The organism is Streptomyces sp. HUAS MG56 (assembly GCF_058673395.1).
The window spans coordinates 3,290,864-3,309,636 of sequence record NZ_CM178722.1 but is presented as its reverse complement, the minus strand read 5'-3'; the positions used below and the strand labels follow the sequence as shown (position 1 = coordinate 3,309,636).

The 18,773-nt window shown below is 74.6% G+C and carries 14 protein-coding genes; 1 reads left to right on the top strand and 13 read right to left on the bottom strand.

All coding sequences use genetic code 11. The features are described from left to right. Positions 1-45: 45 nt before the first annotated feature. The 6 genes from cobC to cobM are packed head-to-tail and all read right to left on the bottom strand — an operon-like array spanning position 46 to position 6,513. The gene (cobC, locus tag AC4OXY_RS15740) at positions 46-1,119 is read right to left on the bottom strand and encodes an Rv2231c family histidinol phosphate aminotransferase CobC (protein ID WP_491994090.1); all 1,074 of its coding nucleotides are present in this window, start codon (positions 1,117-1,119) and stop codon (positions 46-48) included. Then, positions 1,109-2,044, bottom strand: a complete 936-nt coding sequence (locus AC4OXY_RS15735) for a sirohydrochlorin chelatase (RefSeq protein ID WP_376290914.1) — start codon at positions 2,042-2,044, stop codon at positions 1,109-1,111. The genes cobC and AC4OXY_RS15735 overlap by 11 nt, the downstream gene beginning before the upstream one ends. Further along, on the bottom strand, positions 2,041-2,628 hold the full coding sequence (locus AC4OXY_RS15730; RefSeq protein WP_362818911.1) for a precorrin-8X methylmutase: 588 nt from the start codon (positions 2,626-2,628) through the stop codon (positions 2,041-2,043). The genes AC4OXY_RS15735 and AC4OXY_RS15730 overlap by 4 nt, the downstream gene beginning before the upstream one ends. After that, the gene (gene cobJ / locus AC4OXY_RS15725) at positions 2,625-4,337 is read right to left on the bottom strand and encodes a precorrin-3B C(17)-methyltransferase (RefSeq protein ID WP_491994089.1); all 1,713 of its coding nucleotides are present in this window, start codon (positions 4,335-4,337) and stop codon (positions 2,625-2,627) included. The genes AC4OXY_RS15730 and cobJ overlap by 4 nt, the downstream gene beginning before the upstream one ends. Next, positions 4,334-5,686: a precorrin-6y C5,15-methyltransferase (decarboxylating) subunit CbiE gene (cbiE, locus tag AC4OXY_RS15720; RefSeq protein ID WP_491994088.1), complete on the bottom strand. Its 1,353-nt coding sequence runs from the start codon at positions 5,684-5,686 to the stop codon at positions 4,334-4,336. The genes cobJ and cbiE overlap by 4 nt, the downstream gene beginning before the upstream one ends. Then, positions 5,683-6,513 (bottom strand): precorrin-4 C(11)-methyltransferase, encoded by an 831-nt coding sequence (gene cobM / locus AC4OXY_RS15715; protein WP_356031013.1) that lies wholly within the window; start codon positions 6,511-6,513, stop codon positions 5,683-5,685. Before cobM ends, cbiE begins: the two co-directional genes overlap by 4 nt. A 117-nt stretch (positions 6,514-6,630) precedes the next feature. On the opposite strand from cobM, the gene AC4OXY_RS15710 reads away from it, so the two are divergent. Continuing rightward, a complete protein-coding gene (locus AC4OXY_RS15710; RefSeq protein WP_356031014.1) occupies positions 6,631-7,365 on the top strand; it encodes a ZIP family metal transporter in 735 nt (244 codons plus the stop codon). Positions 7,366-7,883: 518 nt separating this feature from the next. Here AC4OXY_RS15710 and cobI read toward each other — a convergent pair. The 7 genes from cobI to AC4OXY_RS15675 are packed head-to-tail and all read right to left on the bottom strand — an operon-like array spanning position 7,884 to position 18,725. Then, positions 7,884-8,633: a precorrin-2 C(20)-methyltransferase gene (gene cobI, locus AC4OXY_RS15705; RefSeq protein WP_491994087.1), complete on the bottom strand. Its 750-nt coding sequence runs from the start codon at positions 8,631-8,633 to the stop codon at positions 7,884-7,886. Continuing rightward, the gene (locus AC4OXY_RS15700; protein WP_356031016.1) at positions 8,630-10,006 is read right to left on the bottom strand and encodes a cobyrinic acid a,c-diamide synthase CobB; all 1,377 of its coding nucleotides are present in this window, start codon (positions 10,004-10,006) and stop codon (positions 8,630-8,632) included. Before AC4OXY_RS15700 ends, cobI begins: the two co-directional genes overlap by 4 nt. Then, complete coding sequence (gene cobO, locus AC4OXY_RS15695; RefSeq protein WP_356031017.1) at positions 10,006-10,605, bottom strand: cob(I)yrinic acid a,c-diamide adenosyltransferase; 600 nt, start codon at positions 10,603-10,605, stop codon at positions 10,006-10,008. Before cobO ends, AC4OXY_RS15700 begins: the two co-directional genes overlap by 1 nt. Then, positions 10,605-12,614 (bottom strand): putative cobaltochelatase, encoded by a 2,010-nt coding sequence (locus AC4OXY_RS15690; protein ID WP_356031018.1) that lies wholly within the window; start codon positions 12,612-12,614, stop codon positions 10,605-10,607. The genes cobO and AC4OXY_RS15690 overlap by 1 nt, the downstream gene beginning before the upstream one ends. Then, positions 12,611-16,261 carry a cobaltochelatase subunit CobN gene (gene cobN, locus AC4OXY_RS15685; RefSeq protein ID WP_491994086.1) on the bottom strand — a complete coding sequence of 1,217 codons (3,651 nt, stop codon included), beginning with the start codon at positions 16,259-16,261 and terminating at the stop codon, positions 12,611-12,613. The genes AC4OXY_RS15690 and cobN overlap by 4 nt, the downstream gene beginning before the upstream one ends. Continuing rightward, positions 16,258-17,766: a cobyric acid synthase gene (locus AC4OXY_RS15680; RefSeq protein ID WP_356031021.1), complete on the bottom strand. Its 1,509-nt coding sequence runs from the start codon at positions 17,764-17,766 to the stop codon at positions 16,258-16,260. The genes cobN and AC4OXY_RS15680 overlap by 4 nt, the downstream gene beginning before the upstream one ends. Continuing rightward, positions 17,763-18,725: a cobalamin biosynthesis protein gene (locus AC4OXY_RS15675; RefSeq protein WP_491994085.1), complete on the bottom strand. Its 963-nt coding sequence runs from the start codon at positions 18,723-18,725 to the stop codon at positions 17,763-17,765. The genes AC4OXY_RS15680 and AC4OXY_RS15675 overlap by 4 nt, the downstream gene beginning before the upstream one ends. Positions 18,726-18,773: the final 48 nt, after the last annotated feature.

The window sequence follows — 18,773 nt, the reverse complement described above, 5'->3', positions numbered from 1 at the left end:
CGCCCCCTTCCCGGCTGTCCCACCGGGAAGGGGGCGGAGCCCCGGTCACGGGAGTGCGGCGGACAGGGCCGAGAGGAACCCGTTGACCGTGGCCCGGTCGCGCACGGCCACCCGCACCCACTGATCGCCGAGCCCCGGAAACGTGTCACCCCGGCGCACGGCGTAGCCGGCCTCGCGCAGCCGTCGTCGTACCTCCGCCGCCCCCGCCATCCGGACCAGCACGAACGACCCCTCCGCCGGACCGGCCACCGAGACACCCCGGTCGGCGAGCGCCGTCAGCCCCGCCACCAGGTGGGCCCGGTCGGCCGCGATGCGATGAGCCGCGTGCCCCGCCTCCGCCAGCGCCCGCGGTGCCACGCACGCCTCGGCGGCGGCCAGCGCCGGCGTCGACACCGGCCACAGCGGCTGGGCCTGCTCCAGCGAGGCGATGATCTCCGGCGCGGCCAGGACGTACCCGATCCGCAGCCCGGCCAGCCCCCAGGTCTTGGTCAGGCTGCGCAGGACGACCAGCCCGGGCACGTCCGTGCGCCCGGCCAGCGCCTCCCGCTCGCCCGGCACCGCGTCCATGAACGCCTCGTCGACCACCAACGTCCGTCCGGGACGGGCGAGTCGGGCGATCCCGTCCGCCGGATGCAGGACCGACGTGGGGTTGGTCGGATTCCCGATCACCACCAGATCGGCGTCCTCCGGCACCGCCGCCGGATCCAGCCGGAACCCGTCCGCCTCCCGCAGCAGCACCCGGTCCACGGTGTGCCCCGCGTCCCGCAGCGCGGCCTCCGGCTCGGTGAACTGCGGGTGCACGACCACCGGCCGGTTCAGCTTCAGGGCCCGGGCCAGCAGCACGAACGCCTCCGCCGCCCCGGCCGTCAGCAGCACCCGCTCCACCGGCAGCCCGTGCCGCGCCGCCACCGCCGCCCGCGCGGCCCGCCCGTCCGGGTAGGCCGCGAGCGAGCCCAGCGACGCGGCGATCCGCTCCCGCAGCCAGGCCGGGGGCGTGTCCGCGCGCACGTTGACGGCGAGGTCGACCAGCTCCGATCCGTCGTCCCGCACCTCGGCGTCGCCGTGATGCCGCAGATCGTGCCCGGTGTCCCCGGTCTCCCCGGTGTCCTCAGTGCGCATGGCTGTGCGTGTGCCCCCCGTGATGGTGATGCCCGTGTCCGTGGTCGTGCCCGTCGTCGTCCGGGTGGAAGTGCGGCTGCTGCGGCAGCCCCACCTTGTCCTCGAAGCCGGGCAGCGCGATCCGGTACACGCACGAGTCGCAGTTCATCCGCAGATCGCCCTCGACCGCCTCCGCGTACCGCTCCATCACCAGGTCCAGCAGTTCCGGCTCGGGCCCGATGACATCGGCGGACCGCACCTCGACCTCCGGGTGCGCGGCCGCCCAGCCCTCGGTCTGCTGTCGCACCCGGTCCGGCAGGATCCCGGTGAACAGGAAGTAGGGCAGGACGACGATCCGCTTCGCCCCCAGCCGCGCGCACCGGTCCAGCCCGCTCGGCACGTCCGGGGCCGCCAGCGACACGAACGCCGTCTCCACCCCGGCGTACCCCCGGCCCTCCCACAGCAGCCGCGCCGCCTTGTGCACCTCGGCGTTGGCGTCCGGGTCCGTCGAGCCGCGCCCGACCAGCAGCACGGTCACATCGGCCCGGTCCCCGGGCGTACGGGCGCCGCCCCCGAGGGCCTCGTCCAGCCGCCGCTCCAGCACGCCCAGCAGCGAGGGGTGCGGGCCCAGCGGACGGCCGTAGGTGTACGAGATCCCCGGGTGCCGTTCCTTCTCGCGGGCCAGCGCGGCCGGGATGTCGCCCTTGGCGTGCCCGGCGGACACCAGCATCAGCGGCACGGCCGCGAACCGGCGTACGCCCTGCTCGACCAGCTCGGTGACGGCGTCGCCGAGCGGCGGCGGGGACAGCTCGATGAAGCCGCCCGCGACGGGCAGTTCGGGGTGGCGGCGGCCCAGCTCCCGCACGAAGTCGCGGAACGCCTCGGCTCCGGCCTCGTCCCGGGTGCCGTGGCCGGCGATGAGCAGGGCGGGCGGCGGGGTGGTCACGGGGTCTCCTCGGGTGAAGTGGGGTGGTACAACAGGGCGTTGAGCGCGGCGGCGGCGACCGCCGACCCGCCCTTCTCGGACACGTTGCTCACGGCGGGCAGCCCGCTCTCGCGCAGCGCGGCCTTGGACTCGACCGCGCCGACGAAGCCGACGGGCAGCCCGATGACGAGCGCCGGGGCGGCGTCCAGGGTGAGCAGCTCCTCCAGCGCGGTGGGGGCGTTGCCGATCACCCACAGGGCGCCGGGCCCGACCTGCTCGTACGCCAGCCGGATCGCGTGGGCGGAGCGGGTGAGCCCCGCGACGGACCCGGCGTCCCTGAGCCGGCACACGGTCTCGCGGCGGGTGATCCCGGCGCCGACCATCTCCACGTCCACGACGACGGGCGCCCCGGCGTGCAGTGCGGCATGCGCCCTGACCAGGTCGTCCTCGTCGGTCACGAGGTCGGTCGCGTACTCCAGGTCGGCGGCGGAGTGGATGACCCGCTCCACCACCGCCCGGGTCAGCGGCGGGAAGTGCGAGGTGTCCAGGCGGGCGCGCAGCCGCCGGTAGGACTCCTGCTCGATGGGGTGGACGATCCGGTTCACTCGGCTTCCTCCTGCTCGCCGGGCTGCGGCGCCTGCCAGCGGTAACCGCGCGGGGTCACCATGCGGCCCGCGACGATCCGGGTCGCGGTGTTGCCCACCGTCACGACCGTCATCATGTCGACCGTCGCCGGGTCGAGCGCACCGAGCGTGGTCACCCGGCTCGACTCGTCCGGCCGGGTCGCGCTCCGGACGACACCGACCGGCGTCGCCGGCTCCCGGTGTCCGCCGAGGATCGCGAGCGCCTCGGGCAGCTGCCAGTCGCGGCCCCGCGAGCGCGGGTTGTAGAAGGTGACGACGAGGTCCGCCTCGGCCGCCGCCCGCACCCGCCGCTCGATGACCTCCCACGGCGTGTGCAGGTCGGACAGGCTGATGGACACGTGGTCGTGGCCCAGCGGCGCGCCCAGGATCGCCCCGGCGGCCAGCGCGGCCGTCACACCGGGCACCCCGACCACGTCGATGTCGTCGGACGCCTCGGCCAGCGCCGGGGACGCCATCGCGTACACACCGGCGTCCCCGCTGCCGATCAGGGCCACCGCCTGCCCCTTGCGGGCCTCCGCGACCGCCGTACGGGCCCGCTCCTCCTCGGCGCCGAGCCCGGACTCCAGCACCCGGGTGCCCGGCCGCAGCAGATCGCGGATCTGGTCGACGTACTGGTCGAGCCCCACCAGCACGGAGGCGCGCCGGAGTTCGGCCGTGGCGCGCGGGGTCAGCAGGTCCCGGGCGCCCGGCCCGAGCCCGACCACCGCGAGCCGCCCGCGCCCCGGACGCCGTACGACGGCACAGGTGGCCATGGCGGGCCGACCGTCGGCGCGCACCGACTTCCGCTTGGGGACGAGGAGTTCACCGCCGCGCACCAGAGCGGCCGCCTCCGCCACGGAGGGCGTGCCGACCGCCGCGAGCGGCGCGTTCGACGGATGGGGCACCTCGACGCCCGCCAGCTCCCCGGCCGCGTACGTCACCAGCGGGACCCCCAGCCGCTCGGCGGCCGCGACGATCCCCGGCTCCGCCGACTTGGCGTCCACGGTGGCCAGTTCGGCGACCGACCGCGCCGAGAGTCCCGCCTGCGCGAGCGCCTCCTCGACCAGCCCGAGCACCTCCTCGACCGGCGCCCCCGCGGACGCGCCGACGCCGACCACCAGCGACGGCGGCCGCAGCAGCACCTCGCGCTCGCCGGGCACGACGGCCCGGTCGGTCAGCCGGACGGTGTACGCCCCGTGCGCGGAGGTGGGCAGGGGCGGCAGCGGCCAGGCGACCTCGGCCTCCAGCGCGACCGGCTCGCCGTCCAGCAGGGCCCGCGAGACCACGGCCACCGAACCCTCGTACGGCAGCCCGAGCGTGTCCAGCCCCGGCAGCCCGACGGAGTCCGTCGCGGTCGTCACGACGGGCTCCGCGCCCAGCAACTCGCCTACTTCGCGGGCGAGTTCGTTGGCGCCGCCGCCGTGTCCGCCGACGAGCGACACCGCGTACCGGCCGCCCTCGTCCACGCACACCACGCCCGGGTCGGCGGTCTTGTCGCCGAGCAGCGGCGCGAGCAGCCGCACGGTCGCACCCGTCGCGAGGAAGCACACCAGCTGCTCGCACTCCGCGAACGCCGCCCGCACCGCCTCCCCGACGGGACCCTCGTACACCCGCGTCCGCTCCGGCCACGCCGCGGCCAGCCGGTCCCGCGCCGCCGCCCCCGCCGCGGTGGCGGAAATGAGGCCGATCACTCGTCAACTCCCTTACTCGATGTCTGGGTTCGCACGCCCCAGAGCAGAAACACAGGATTGGCCGCCGCCAGCCGGGACACCTCGCCCGGCAGCGGTGCCAGGCGCGACGACTGCAACAGCACCCCGTCGCAGCCGAACCCGGCGGCCGTGAGCGCAGCGCGCGCCGCCGGTACCCGGTCGAGCGCGGCCATGGCGACGACGACGGTCCGCCGCGCCCGCCGCGCGCAGGCGCCGATGATGTCCGGCAGCTCCCGGCCGCCACCGCCGACGAACACCGCGTCGGGATCGTCGAGCCCGTCCAGCGCCGTCGGCGCCGCGCCGTGCACCACGGCCACGTCCACGCCGTGGGCGCGGGCGTTGGCCCGCACGCGCTGCACACCGTCCGCCGTCTTCTCCACGGCGACGACGGCCGCGCCGAGCCGCGCGCACTCCACGGCGACCGAGCCCGACCCGGCGCCCACGTCCCAGACCAGGTCGCCGAGCCGGGGCCCGAGCCGGGCCAGGGCCAGCGCGCGCACCTCGAACTTGGTGATCATCGAGTCCCGGTGCGTGAACGCGTCCTCGTCCAGCGCCCACCCGCCGGGCTGCTCCGGCACCCCGGCGACCGTGCGCACCGCGCCGAGCGCACGCGTCTCGTCCAGGCAGAGCACCACGCTGACGTCCGTGCCCCAGTCCCGGGCGGCGGCCTCGGCGGGCGTGACCCGTTCGACGCGCTCGTCCACGGAGCCGAGGGCGGAGGCGACGACCAGGACACGCCCGCCGGACGGGTGAGCCGACGCCGACGCAGACGCCGTCTCCGGTCCGGGGGAGTCGTGCGCGGCCACCGGCTCGGCCGACATGCTCCCCGGCACCCGTGGGCCGTGCCGCAGCAGCGCCGCCCCCAGTTCCGCCGGACCCGCGCCCGGACCCGTCAGCACCGCCACCTTGGGCCGCGCCCGGCAGACGTTGACGGCCGTGCGCAGATCCCGGCCGTGCGCGCTGACCACGACCGCGTCGTCCCAGGGCAGCCCGGTCCGCGCGAACGCCGTCGCCACGGAGGAGACGCCCGGCCGTACGTCCAGCCGCCCGGCCCCGAACCGCTCGGCCAGCGCCCGCACGATCCCGAAGAACCCGGGATCCCCGGAGGCCAGCACGAGTACCGGCAGCTCCTTGCCGACGTACTCCGCGATCGTGTCCAGGGCGGGCGCCAGCGGCCCGAGGACGACGCGCTCGGCGCCGTCGGGCAGCCGTACGGCGTCCAGGTGCCGCCGCCCGCCGACGACGAGCGCGGCCCCGGCGAGGACCTCTTCGGCAAGCGGCGCGCCCGTCCCCGTCGCTGTCCCCGTCCCGGTCCCGACGACCGTGATCAACTCTTCGCCCTCTGCTCGCGCAGGGCCCGCCGGGCCTCCGGGTCGGCCTTGCGGAAGCCGTGGAAGTGCCCGGGGTGGTACAGGTGCGAGCGGGTGCCGTGGGCGTCGAGCGCCGGGCCGACCAGGAAGAGCGTGTGCTTCCAGAGCTTGTGCTCCTTGACCGTCTCCTCCAGCGTGCCGATCGTGCACTTCACGACCAGCTCCTCCGGCCAGGTCGCCTGGTGGGCGATGACCACCGGGGTGTCGGTCGGGTAGCCGCCCTCCAGCAGTTCGCGCACCAGCTGGCCGCTGCGGGCGGCCGAGAGGAAGATCGCCATCGTCGTGCCGTGCCGGGCGAACTCCCGGACCTCCTCCCCGGGCGGCATCGGCGTCTTGCCGCCGCCCAGCCGGGTGAGGACGACGGACTGCGCGACCTCGGGGATCGTCAGCTCGCGCTGCGCGAGGGCGGCCACGGCGGAGAAGGAGGAGACACCGGGGACGACCTCGGTGGCGATCCCGATCTCCGCGCACCGGTCGAGCTGCTCCTGCGTGCCGCCCCACAGCGCAGGGTCGCCGGAGTGGATCCGGGCCACCTTCAGGCCCTCGGCGTGGGCCCGCGCGTAGACGGCGACGACGTCCTCCAGGGACATGGCCGCCGAGTCCAGGATCTCCGCCTCCGCGCGCGCGTGTTCGAGGACCTCCGCCTGGACCAGGCTGGCCGCCCAGATCACCACGTCCGCGTCCGCGATGGCGCGCGCGGCGCGGAACGTCAGCAGGTCGGCGGCGCCGGGGCCGGCACCGACGAACGTCACCTTGCCGGTGGTGGCATCGATGGGGGCATCGGCCATGAGAAAGATCCTCTCGTACGGAAAACACACAGCAGAAGCAGTGAAATGTCAGGGTGTGAGGCGATATGGGAGGTGCCGGATGTGCGCGAAGGCGCCTCGATCGGATAGCAAGTCCCTATGGCGGTCTTCGTCGCGCTCGGCGCGTTCCTGATGACGCTGGCCGGCGGCTGGACGGCTCAGCGCGTGACCGACCGTCGGCACCTGGTCCTGGGCCTCGCCGGCGGTCTGATGCTGGGCGTGGTCGGCCTGGACCTGCTGCCGGAGGCGCTGCACGCCGCCAACCGCGAGATCTTCGGCGTACCCGCCGCCCTGCTGCTCTTCGTGGCCGGCTTCCTGCTGGCCCATCTGGTGGAACGCACCCTGGCCGCGCGCCAGGCCGCCCACGGAGGCGACGAGTCTCACCACCACCGGGCGCCCGAGGTGGGCCTGGCGGCGGCCGGCGCGATGGTGGGACACAGCGCCATGGACGGCGTGGCGATCGGCGCGGCCTTCCAGGTGGGCGGCGGCATGGGCGCGGCCGTCGCGCTCGCCGTGATCGCGCACGACTTCGCCGACGGCTTCAACACCTTCACCCTCACGAGCCTGTACGGCAACGCCCGCCGCCGGGCCGTGGCGATGCTGGTGGCCGACGCCTGCGCACCGCTGGTGGGCGCGCTGTCGACGGCCTTCGTCCACATCCCCGAACCGGTGCTCGGCGGCTATCTGGGCCTCTTCGGCGGCGTGCTGCTGTATCTCGCCGCCGCCGAGATCCTGCCCGAGGCCCACCACGAGCACCCGGCGCGCTCCACCCTGCTGTGCACGGTGGCGGGCGCGGCCTTCATCTGGCTGGTGGTCGGCATCTCCGCCGGCTGACCCGACGCCCGCCCCACCGGGACGTGCGAACGGCCGACCGCCTGCCGGGTTGACCGGGTGTCCGGTGGCTGGGTCGGCCGGGTGTCCGTCGGCGGGGACGGCCGGGTGCGCGTCGGCCTGGCAGGCCGGGTTTCCGGTGGCCTGGTGAGCGACGTTCGGGCTGACCGGATGACCGACGGCCCGGTTGACCGGGTGTGCGTCGGCCTGGCGGACTGGGTGCCCGGCGTCCTGGTGATCGAGGTCTCGGCCGGGCCGGTGTCCGGTAGGGCCGACGGCTTGGCAGACCGGGTGCTCGTCGGCCTGGCCACCGACGTCCGTGCTGTCCGAGTGCCCGTCGGCCGGGCCGACCGGGTGTCCGGCGGCACGGTGGCCGACGTCGAGGCTGTCCGAGTGTCCGACGGCCCAGCCGCCCGTGCGTCCGGCGGCCTGCCGACCGACAGCCCGGCAGGCCCGGCTGGGCCCGCCGATCCGGCTGGCCCCGCAGGGTCGGTGGTCGGGCCGGTGGCCGGCCGGAGAGGTCACAGTTTGCCGCCTCGGCCGGCGTCGCGGCGCGGGGGCGCGATCAGCGTGGAGAGGTACGGCAGCGGCTCCGCGCCCAGCTCGGCGGCCGGCCGCACCGACTCCTCCGGCAGCCCGAGCGCCGAGCCCCAGACGGCGTCACCGATCCGCCCGGTCTCCGCGAGGGCCTCGGCCACCTCCGCGGCCTGCCGGCCGAACTTGTACGCCACGACCGTTCCCGGCCCGGCCAGCGCGTTCTTGAGCACGGCGGACCCGGCCGTGACCGGTACGAGGGTCAGCGGCTCGGTGCCCTCGGTCAGCACCGCACCCGAGCGCGCCGCGAGATCCTGCATCGCGGTGATCCCGGGCACGGTCTCCACGACCACCTCCGGCACCAGCTCCACGATGGTCTGCGCGAGATACGTGAACGTCGAGTACACGTTGGGATCGCCGATCGTGGCGAAGGCGACGGAACCGTGTTCCCTCAGCAGCGCGGCGACCCGCCCGCCCGCCGCGTCCCAGGCCGCCTCCCGGCGCGCCCGGTCGGTCCGCTCGTTCAGCGCGAACACCACCCGGACGACCTTCTCGACGGGCACGTAGTGCAACACGGTCGCCTCGGCGCGGCCCGGCTCGCCCACGTCCCTTCCGTCAGGCGCAGCCATGACGGGTACGACGACGACGTCGGCCGCACGCAGCGCGTTGACCCCCTTGACCGTCACCAGCTCCGGGTCACCCGGACCGACCCCGACTCCGATCAGCCTGCTGCTCATGACGTCCGGCACCTCTCCACGAACCGATGGGCCACACCGGGCTCGGCCGCCCAGTGCGTGTGCAGATAACTCGCGTGCACGCCCCGCTGTACGAAACCTTCCACCCGCCGCACGGGCGTCCTGACCCCCCACGCGGGAGCCGCACCGGCACCCGGCTCGACGACCGTGCGATGGAACTCGTGTCCCCGCATCCGTGTCCCGGCGACGGCCAGCACACTGTCGCCGACGGCCACGGCGTCCCGGTAGCCGAGGGTGAGCCGCTCCGACATCCGCGCGGTGGCATCGAGCACCCCGCACATGGGCTGCCCGTCCAACTCCCGGCAGAGGTAGAGGAATCCGGCGCACTCGGCCGCGACGGGGGCACCGCCGAGGGCCAGTTCCGCCACGGCCTTCCGCAGCGGCTCGTTGGCCGACAGCTCACCGGCGTACACCTCGGGGAACCCGCCGCCGATCACCAACCCGGCGGTGCCTTCGGGCAGTTGCCCGTCCCGCAGCGGGTCGAAGGTGACGACCTCGGCGCCGGCGGCGGTGAGGAGTTCGGTGTGCTCGGCGTAGGAGAAGGTGAAGGCGGGACCGCCGGCGACGGCCACGACAGGCGTCCGCTTCTCAGCCGGGCGAGTCGGGTGGACGTGGCTGGGCAGGGCGGGGGTCCAGGGGGCGGAGTCCCCCGGTACGGCTCCGGCAGCCCGGGCAAGCCCCTCCAGCGCCGCCAGGTCACAGCCCGCCGCCACCTGCGCGGCCATCGCGGCCACGGCCTCGACCGCCGCGCCGCGCCGCTCGGCAACCGGCACCAGTCCCAGATGCCGCGACGGCGTATCCACCTGGGCAACCCGCCGCAGCACACCCAGCACCGGCACACCGGCCGAGTCCAACGCCTCCCGCAGCAGCTCCTCATGGCGGTCGGAGGCGACCTTGTTGAGGATCACGCCCCCGACCCGCACCTCCGGATCCCACGAAGCGAACCCGTGCACCAGCGCCGCCACCGACCGGGACTGCGACGACGCGTCGACCACCAGCACCACCGGCGCCCGCAGCAGCTTCGCGACATGGGCGGTGGAGGCCAGCTCGCCTTCCCCCGCCGCCCCGTCGTACAGCCCCATCACGCCCTCGACCACGGCCAGGTCGCACCCCCGCGCCCCGTGCAGGAACAGCGGAGCGACCAGCTCCGGCCCGCACAGATAGGCGTCCAGGTTCCGCCCGACCCGGCCGGTCGCGAGCGCGTGGTACCCGGGGTCGATGTAGTCCGGTCCGACCTTGTGCGGGGACACGGCGAGCCCCCGCGCGGCGAACGCGGCCATCAGCCCCGTGGCCACGGTGGTCTTGCCGCTGCCCGAGGAGGGCGCGGCGACGACCAGCCGTGGCATCGACGACATCACCACTCGATGCCCTTCTGGCCCTTCTGCCCCACGTCCATGGGGTGCTTGACCTTGGACATGTCGGTGACGAGATCCGCGAGGTCCACCAGCTTCTCCGGCGCGTTCCGCCCGGTGATCACCACGTGCTGGGTGCCCGGCCGGTTCCGCAGCACGTCCACGACCTCGTCGGTGTCCACCCAGCCCCAGTGCATGGGATACGCGAACTCGTCCAGCACGTACAGCCGGTACGTCTCGGCGGCCAGGTCCCGCTTGACCTGCTCCCAGCCCTCCCGGGCCTTCTCCTCGTTGTCCATCTGGGCGTCGCGCTGGACCCACGACCAGCCCTCGCCCATCTTGTGCCAGTCGACGGTGCCGCCCTCGCCGGAGGCGCCGAGCACGCGCAGCGCGTTCTCCTCGCCGACCTTCCACTTCGCCGACTTGACGAACTGGAACACCCCGATCGGCCACCCCTGGTTCCAGGCGCGCAGCGCGAGCCCGAACGCGGCGGTGGACTTGCCCTTGCCGACCCCGGTGTGCACGACGACCAGCGGGCGATTGCGCCGCTGACGGGTCGTCAGACCGTCGTCCGGTACGACACTCGGCTGTCCCTGTGGCACTACGCGGCCCTCCTCGACGTCCCGTGCGTCCCCTGCACATCCCTGACCAGCCCGGCGATCGAGTCCGCCCGCAGCTCGTCCAGCGTGACGGCCGCACCGCCCAGCTCACCTGCGAGCTGCCCGGCGAGCCCGAGCCGCACCGGCCCCGACTCGCAGTCCACGACCACCGACGCGACCCCCTCGGCCGCGAACAGCCGCGCCGCCCGCCCGGCCAGCGCCACCGGCTCCGGACCACCCGTCGCCCGCCCGTCGGTCACCACGACCACCAGCGCCCTGCGCGCCGGATCCCGCAGCCGCTCCACCCGCAGCACCTCGTGCGCCTTGAGCAGCCCGGCCGCCAGCGGCGTACGACCGCCCGTCGGCAGCGACTCCAGCCGTACGGCGGCCGCGTCCACGGACGAGGTCGGCGGCAGCGCGACATCCGCTCCCGCCCCCCGGAACGTCACCAGTCCCACCTTGTCCCGCCGCTGATACGCGTCCAGCAGCAGCGACAGCACCGCGCCCTTCACCGCGCCCATCCGCTGCCGCGCCGCCATCGAGCCCGAGGCGTCGACCACGAACAGCACGAGGTTGCCCTCGCGCCCCTCCCGCGTCGCCTGCCGCAGATCGTCCCGGCGGATCACCAGCCCCGGCCCGGACCGGCCGCGCGCCCGCTGGTACGGGGCCGCGGCCTGCACGGTGGCGGCCAGGTGCAGCTTGGTCAGCGCGCCCCGCGGCCGCCGGGACCCGGTGGTCCGGCCGTGCTCGGTGCGCGCCCGCGAGCGCCGCCCGGCGGCACCCTCGCCGATCCCGGGCACGCTCAGCACCTTGGTCCGGAACGGCTCGGCGGCCCGTACGGCCGACTGCTCCCGGGGCGACCCGGACGCCTGTGGTTCCCCGTCCTCACCCGTCTCCGGGCGCGCGGACGTGTCCCCGTCCCCGTGCGGACCGGAGTCGGGCCGAGGCCGGCCACCGCCCCCACCGGGACCGTCGGGGTCGGGATCGTCCTCGGGGGACTCGCCGGAGAACTCCTCCAGCGTCTCGTCGAGCTTGTCCTCGTCCAGACCGGGCGCGTCGAAGGGATTACGGCGCCTGCGGTGCGGCAGCGCGAGCAGCGCCGCCTGCCGTACGTCCTCCGCCAGCACGTCCGTCCGCCCGGCCCACGCGGCCAGCGCGGTCGCCGTACGGGCCATCACGATGTCGGCCCGCATGCCGTCCACCTCGAAGGCCGCGCAGGTCGCCGCGATCTGCCGCAGCGCGCCGTCGCCGAGGCGCACCTGCGGCAGCAACTCCCGTGCCGCCACGATCCGCCCGCGGACCGCGGCCTCCTCGTCCGCCCACCGTGCGGCGAAGCCGGCCGGGTCGTCGTCGTACGCCAGCCGGCGCCGTACGACCTCCACCCGCTGGTCGGGCTCGCGGGAGGCCGCGACCTCCACGGTCAGCCCGAACCGGTCCAGCAGCTGCGGCCGCAGCTCGCCCTCCTCGGGGTTCATCGTGCCGACGAGCAGGAACCGGGCCGCGTGCCGCACGGAGACGCCCTCGCGCTCCACGTACGAGGCACCCATCGCCGCCGCGTCCAGCAGCAGGTCGACCAGGTGGTCGTGGAGGAGGTTGACCTCGTCGACGTACAGGATGCCCCGGTGCGCGTCGGCCAGCAGGCCCGGCTCGAACGCCTTCACGCCCTCCGCGAGGGCCCGCTCGATGTCGAGCGCGCCGACCAGCCGGTCCTCGGAGGCGCCGACGGGCAGCTCGACCATCCGGGCCGGCCGTGCCGTACCCGGTGCCGGCTCGTGCGGGCCGTCGGGGCAGTCCGGGTCCGGTGCCGCCGGGGCGCAGGAGAACCGGCAGCCGGGGACGACGGCCACCTCGGGCAGCAGCGCCGAAAGGGCGCGTACGGCGGTCGACTTGGCCGTGCCCTTCTCGCCGCGCACCAGTACACCGCCGACCGCCGGGGACACGGCGTTCAGCAGCAGCGCGAGCCGCAGGTCGTCCTGGCCGACAACGGCCGTAAAGGGGAAGGGGGTGCTCACTGGTCTCCCTCCAGGTCGCCTTCCAGCTCCAGATAGGTGGCGCGCAGCCGCTCCAGCGTGTCCGCGTCCGGCTCGGCCCACAGGCCCCGGTCCGCGGCCTCCAGGAGCCGCTCGGTGATGCCCCGCAGCGCCCACGGGTTGGACTTCTTCATGAAGTCCCGGTTCTCCGGGTCGAAGACGTACTCCGCGCTGAGCTTCTCGTACATCCAGTCGTCCACCACGCCGGCCGTGGCGTCGTAGCCGAACAGGTAGTCCACGGTCGCCGCCATCTCGAAGGCGCCCTTGTAGCCGTGCCGGCGCATGGCCGCCATCCAGCGCGGGTTGACCACCCGGGCCCGGAAGACGCGGTGCGTCTCCTCGCCCAGCGTCCGCGTCCGCACCTGGTCGGGTACGGCCGAATCGCCCACGTACGCCTCGGGGTTGGCGCCGGTCAGATGCCGGACCATGGCGACCATGCCGCCGTGGTACTGGAAGTAGTCGTCCGCGTCGACCAGGTCGTGCTCGCGGGTGTCGACGTTCTTCGCCGCTACCGCGATCCGCCTGAACGCGGTCTCCATGTCGCCGCGCGCCGCCCGTCCGTCCAGCCCGCGCCCGTAGGCGTAGCCGCCCCAGACCGCGTACACCTCCGCGAGGTCCGCGTCGGAGCGCCAGTTGCGGGCGTCGATCAGCGGGAGCAGACCGGCGCCGTACGCGCCCGGCTTCGAGCCGAAGACGCGGGCCGTCGCGCGGCGCCGGTCGCCGTGCTCGGCGGTGTCCTCGTCGGCGTGCGCCTTCACGTAGTTGCTCCCGGCGGGCTCGTCCAGCTCCGCCACGGCTCGCACCGCGTCGTCGATCAGCCCGACGACGTGCGGGAACGCGTCCCGGAAGAAGCCGGAGATGCGGACCGTGACGTCGATGCGCGGCCGGCCCAGCTCCGCCGGGGGCACGATCTCGAAGCCCGTCACCCGGCGCGAGGCGTCGTCCCACACCGGGCGGCAGCCCAGCAGCGCCAGGATCTCGGCGATGTCGTCGCCCTGGGTGCGCATCGCGGAGGTGCCCCAGACCGTCAGGCCGACGGACTTCGGGTACTCGCCCGTGTCCTGGAGGTACCGCTGCACCAGCGAGTCGGCCAGCGACTGGCCGACCTCCCAACTCAGCCTGGACGGAATGGCCTTGGGGTCGACCGAGTAGAAGTTACGGCCGGTCGGCAGGACGTTCACGAGGCCACGGGTCGGCGAGCCCGACGGACCCGCCGGGACGTAACCGCCGTCCAGCGCCCGCAGGATGTGCCCGATCTCGTCCGTGGTGCGCGCGAGCCGGGGTACGACCTCGTCGCACGCGAACTCCAACACCCGCACGGCGTCCGGGAGTTCGGTGCCGAGCACGCCCCGCAGGACGGCGGGGACCACCGCGCGGTCCCACGCCCGCGCCTCCATCCCCTCCGCGATCCCCCGGCACAGCTGCTCCAGCAGGTCGATCGTGTCGGCGGCCGTACGGGACGGCCCCTCGGCCAGGTCCGTCAGCTCCACCGGCACCTTCACCGGTGCGCCCGGCTCGGCCAGCAGCTCCTTCTCGACCAGCCCGAAGTGTGCCGCCAGCGCGGCCCTGAGGCCCGGCAGGGCGTTCGCCTGCCCGCCCCACACCTGGGACGCCCGCAGCACGGCCAGCACCAGGTTCACGCGCGGCTCGCCGACCGGGCCGCCGCCCAGGATGTGCAGACCGTCGCGGATCTGCACGTCCTTGATCTCGCACAGATAGCCGTCGATGTGCATGACGAACTCGTCGAAGGCGGCGTCGTCCGGCTGCTCGTCCACATGCAGGTCGTGGTGCAGCTCGGCCGCCTTGACCAGTGTCCAGATCTGGGCCCGCACGGCCGGGGCCTTGGCCGGGTCCAGATCGGAGACGAGCGCGTACTCGTCCAGCAGCTGCTCCAGCTTGGCCAGGTCGCCGTAGGTGTCGGCGCGGGCCATCGGCGGCACCAGGTGGTCGACGACCGTGGCGTGCCCGCGCCGCTTGGCCTGGGTGCCCTCACCGGGGTCGTTGACGATGAACGGGTAGACGAGGGGGAGATCGCCGAGGACGGCGTCCGGGGCGCAGCCGGCGCTCAGGCCAAGGCCCTTGCCCGGCAGCCACTCCATCGTGCCGTGCTTGCCCATGTGCACGATCGCGTCCGCGCCGAACGAGTTTTCGAGCCACCTGTACGCCGCCATGTAGTGGTGCGAGGGCGGCATGTCGGGGTCGTGGTAGATCGCGATCGGGTTCTCCCCGAAGCCGCGCGGCGGCTGGATCATCACGACGACGTTCCCGAACCGAAGGGACGCCAGCACGATGTCCTCACCGTCGACGTACAGGCTGCCCGGCGGCTCGCCCCACGCCTCGGTCATCGCGTCCCGCAACTGCGGGTCCAGCTTCTCGAACCACGCCCGGTAGTCCGCCAGCGGTACCCGGGCGGGCGCGGCGGCCAGCTGCTCCTCGGTCAGCCACTCCACGTCATGGCCGCCGGCCTCGATCAGCCGGTGGATCAACTCGTCGCCGTTGTCGGGGTATTCGGTGAGCCCGTACCCGGCGTCCCGCAACGCGTCCAGCACCCGCACCGCCGACGCGGGCGTGTCCAGACCGACCGCGTTGCCGACCCGCGAGTGCTTGGTCGGGTACGCGGTGAAGACCAGCGCGACCTTCTTCTCGGCGTTCGGCTTGTGCTTCAACCGGGCGTGGCGCAGGGCGATCCCGGCCACCCGCGCGGCCCGCTCGGGGTCGGCGACGTACACCGGGACCTCGTCCGGACCCTGCTCCTTGAAGGAGAAGGGCACGGTGATCAGCCGGCCGTCGAACTCCGGGATGGCGACCTGCATGGCCGCGTCCATGGGGGACAGGGCGGCGTCCGACTCGTCCCAGGCCTTCTTCGACGAGGTGAGGCACAGGCCCTGCAGCACCGGGATGTCCAGGTCGGCGAGGGCACCGATGTCCCAGGACTCCTCGTCGCCGCCCGCCGAGGCCTGTGACGCGTGCGTGCCGCCCGCCGCCAGCACGGTCGCGACCAGCGCGTCGGCCCGGCCCAGCAGCTCGTACAGCCCGGCGTCCGCGCCGCGCAGCGAACCGCAGTACACCGGCAGGGCGTTCGCGCCCTTCGCCTCGATCGCCTCGCACAGGGTGTCCACGAAGGCGGTGTTGCCGCTCAGTTCGTGCGCCCGGTAGAAGAGCACGCCCACGGTCGGCTGGCCGTCCCGAGCCGCGTACGAGCCGTGGACGCCGTACTCCGGCATCCTGTGCGGCTCCTCGAAGCCCTCGCCGGTCAGCAGCACGGTGTCCGACAGGAACCGGGACAGCTCCAGCAGGTTCGCCGGGCCGCCCTCGACCAGGTACTTCAGCGCCTCCGCGACCACACCGGCCGGCACCGAGGACTCGGCCATCAGCTCCGCGTCCGGCACGGCCTCGCCGCCCAGCAGCACCGTCGGGATCCCGGCCGCCTTCAGCGCGGCGAGCCCGTCCTCCCAGGCGCGCTTGCCGCCGAGCAGCCGCACGACGGCGAGGTCCGCGCCGTCCAGCAGCCCCTTCAGCTCCTGCCGGACGTCCACCCGGGTCGGGTTGCCGATGCGGAAGTCCGCGCCGGAGGCCCGGGCCGCCAGCAGGTCCGTGTCGGCGGTGGACAACAACAACACTGTGCTCATGCGGGCGCTCCCGGTGGAATGAAAGGCAGTCCTTGCGGCGCGCCCGACTCGATGAGCCGCCACAGCGCGTCCGTGTCCGCGTGCTGTTCGATCAGGTCGCCGAGCCGGTCGAGCTGCTCCTCGCGCAGCGCGGCGAAGGAGGTGTCCGGCGCGGGCACGAAGCGGCGGCCCGCGGCGGCGGCCACCTCGCGCAGGAAGGCCCGCCGGAAGCCGTCCGACTCCAGCGAGCCGTGCCAGTGGGTGCCCCAGGTCTGGCCGACCCGGCAGCCGTCGAGGAAGGGTTCTCCCCCCTCCATGGAGGCGACGCCGTGGTGGATCTCGTACCCCTCGACCCGCTCGCCGAGGGCCTCCCCTTCCGGCCGGGTCAGGGTCTTCTCGGGGGCGAACCGCACCCGTACGGGCAGGATCCCCAGGCCGGCCACATGCCCCTCGCGGCTCTCGACCTCGTCCTCGATGTGCTCGCCGAGGATCTGGAAGCCGCCGCAGATGCCCAGAACGGGGCGGCCTTCGGCGGCCCTTGCGACGAGCGCCTCCGCCAGTCCGCGCTCCCGCAGCCACTGAAGAGCCCGTACGGTCCCGCGCGTGCCCGGGATCACCGCGAGGTCCGCGTCCGCCAGCTCCTCCGGGCGGTCCACGAACCGCACCACGACGCCCGGTTCGGCGGCGAGCGCGTCCACGTCCGTGAAGTTGGACATCAGCGGGATCGCGCACACGGCGACGCGCAGCACGTCCTCGCCGACCGGGGGAGCGACGGCCGACTCGCGGACCGTGCCGCGCAGCGACACGCGCAGGCCGTCCTCCTCGTCGATGCCGAGGCCGTGCCGGAAGGGGAGAACGCCGTAGGTGCGCCGCCCGGTGAGGTTCCGGAGCATGTCCAACCCCGGTGTCAGCAGCGAGACATCGCCCCGGAACTTGTTCACCAGGAATCCGGCGACCAGCTCCTGGTCCTCGGGCGAGAGCAGCGCGACGGTGCCGAAGAAGGAGGCGAAGACGCCCCCGCGGTCAATGTCGCCGACCACGAGCACGGGCAGTCGCGCGTTCCGCGCGATCCCCATGTTCACGATGTCGGTCCGGCGCAGGTTGATCTCGGCCGGGCTGCCCGCCCCCTCACAGATCACCGCGTCATACGTGCCCCGCAACTCGGCGAGGCAGTCCAGCACCGTGCCGAGCAGCTTCTGCTGCCGCCCGCCGTGGTAGCCGCGTGCGCTCAGCTCGCCCACCGGCCGGCCCAGCAGCACGACCTGGCTGCTCTGTTCGCCCCCCGGCTTCAGCAGCACCGGGTTCATCAGCGCGGTCGGCTCGACCCGGCACGCCTGCGCCTGCATGGCCTGCGCCCGGCCGATCTCCGCGCCCTCCCGGGTCACGAAGGAGTTGAGCGACATGTTCTGCGCCTTGAACGGCGCGACCTTCACGCCCTGGCGCACCAGCCACCGGCAGATCCCGGCCGTCACGACGCTCTTGCCGGCGTCCGAGGTGGTGCCGGCGACGAGGAGTCCCCCGTTCACTTCCCACGTCCCTTCGGGCTCTTGAAGCTGCTGACGATCAGGCGCGCGGCGACCGTCGTGCCGAGCGCGAGCAGGCCGACGCGGCGGGAGAGCCGGGCGGCCCGGTCGATGTCGGCGACCCGGACGGCCCGCCCGGTGTCCCCGCCCAGCACGGGCCGGTGCTCGACGCGTCCGCCGTAGGAGAGCGTCCCGCCCAGGCGGACGCCGAGCGCTCCCGCGAACGAGGCCTCCACGGGCCCGGCGTTGGGGCTCGGGTGCTTGCGGGCGCCGGCCCGCCAGGCGCGCAGGGCACCGCGCGGGTCGGGTCCGGCGACGGCGGCGAGCACGGCGGTCAGCCGGGCCCCCGGCCAGCCGGCCACGTCGTCGAGGCGGGCGGAGGCCCAGCCGTAGCGGCGGTGGCGCGGGGACCTGTGACCCACCATCGCGTCCAGGGTGTTGACGGCCCGGAAGCCGAGCAGCCCCGGCACCCCGGCCACGGCGCCCCAGACCAGGGCGCCCACGACGGCGTCGGAGGTGTTCTCGGCGACGGACTCGACCACGGCCCGGGCGATCCCGTCGGCGTCCAGCGACTGGGGGTCCCGGCCGCACAGGTGGGGCAGCCGGGCGCGGGCCGCCTCGACGTCCCCGCGCTCCAGCGCCCGGCCGATCGTGCGGGCCTCGCGGGCGAGCGAGGTGCCGCCCACGACGGACCAGACGGCGGCGGCGGTCAGCGCGGCGGAGGCGGCGGGGCAGGGGCGTACGGCGCGTGCGGCGGCCGCACCGAGTGCGACGGCGCCGCCCGCGCACACGACGGTGTGCAGCGTGCCCCAGCCGCGGTGGTCGCGCCACAACACGCCTTCCACGGCAGCGGCCGCCCGCCCGAACGCGGCGACCGGATGCCCGCGGCGGGGGTCGCCGAGGAGCAGGTCACCGAGGAGGCCGGCGGCGGCGCCGTACGCGTAGGAGCGATCGGCACCCATGGGCTCAGCCGGCCGTGGGTGCGGGAGCGGGCCTGGTACGGGTCCTTC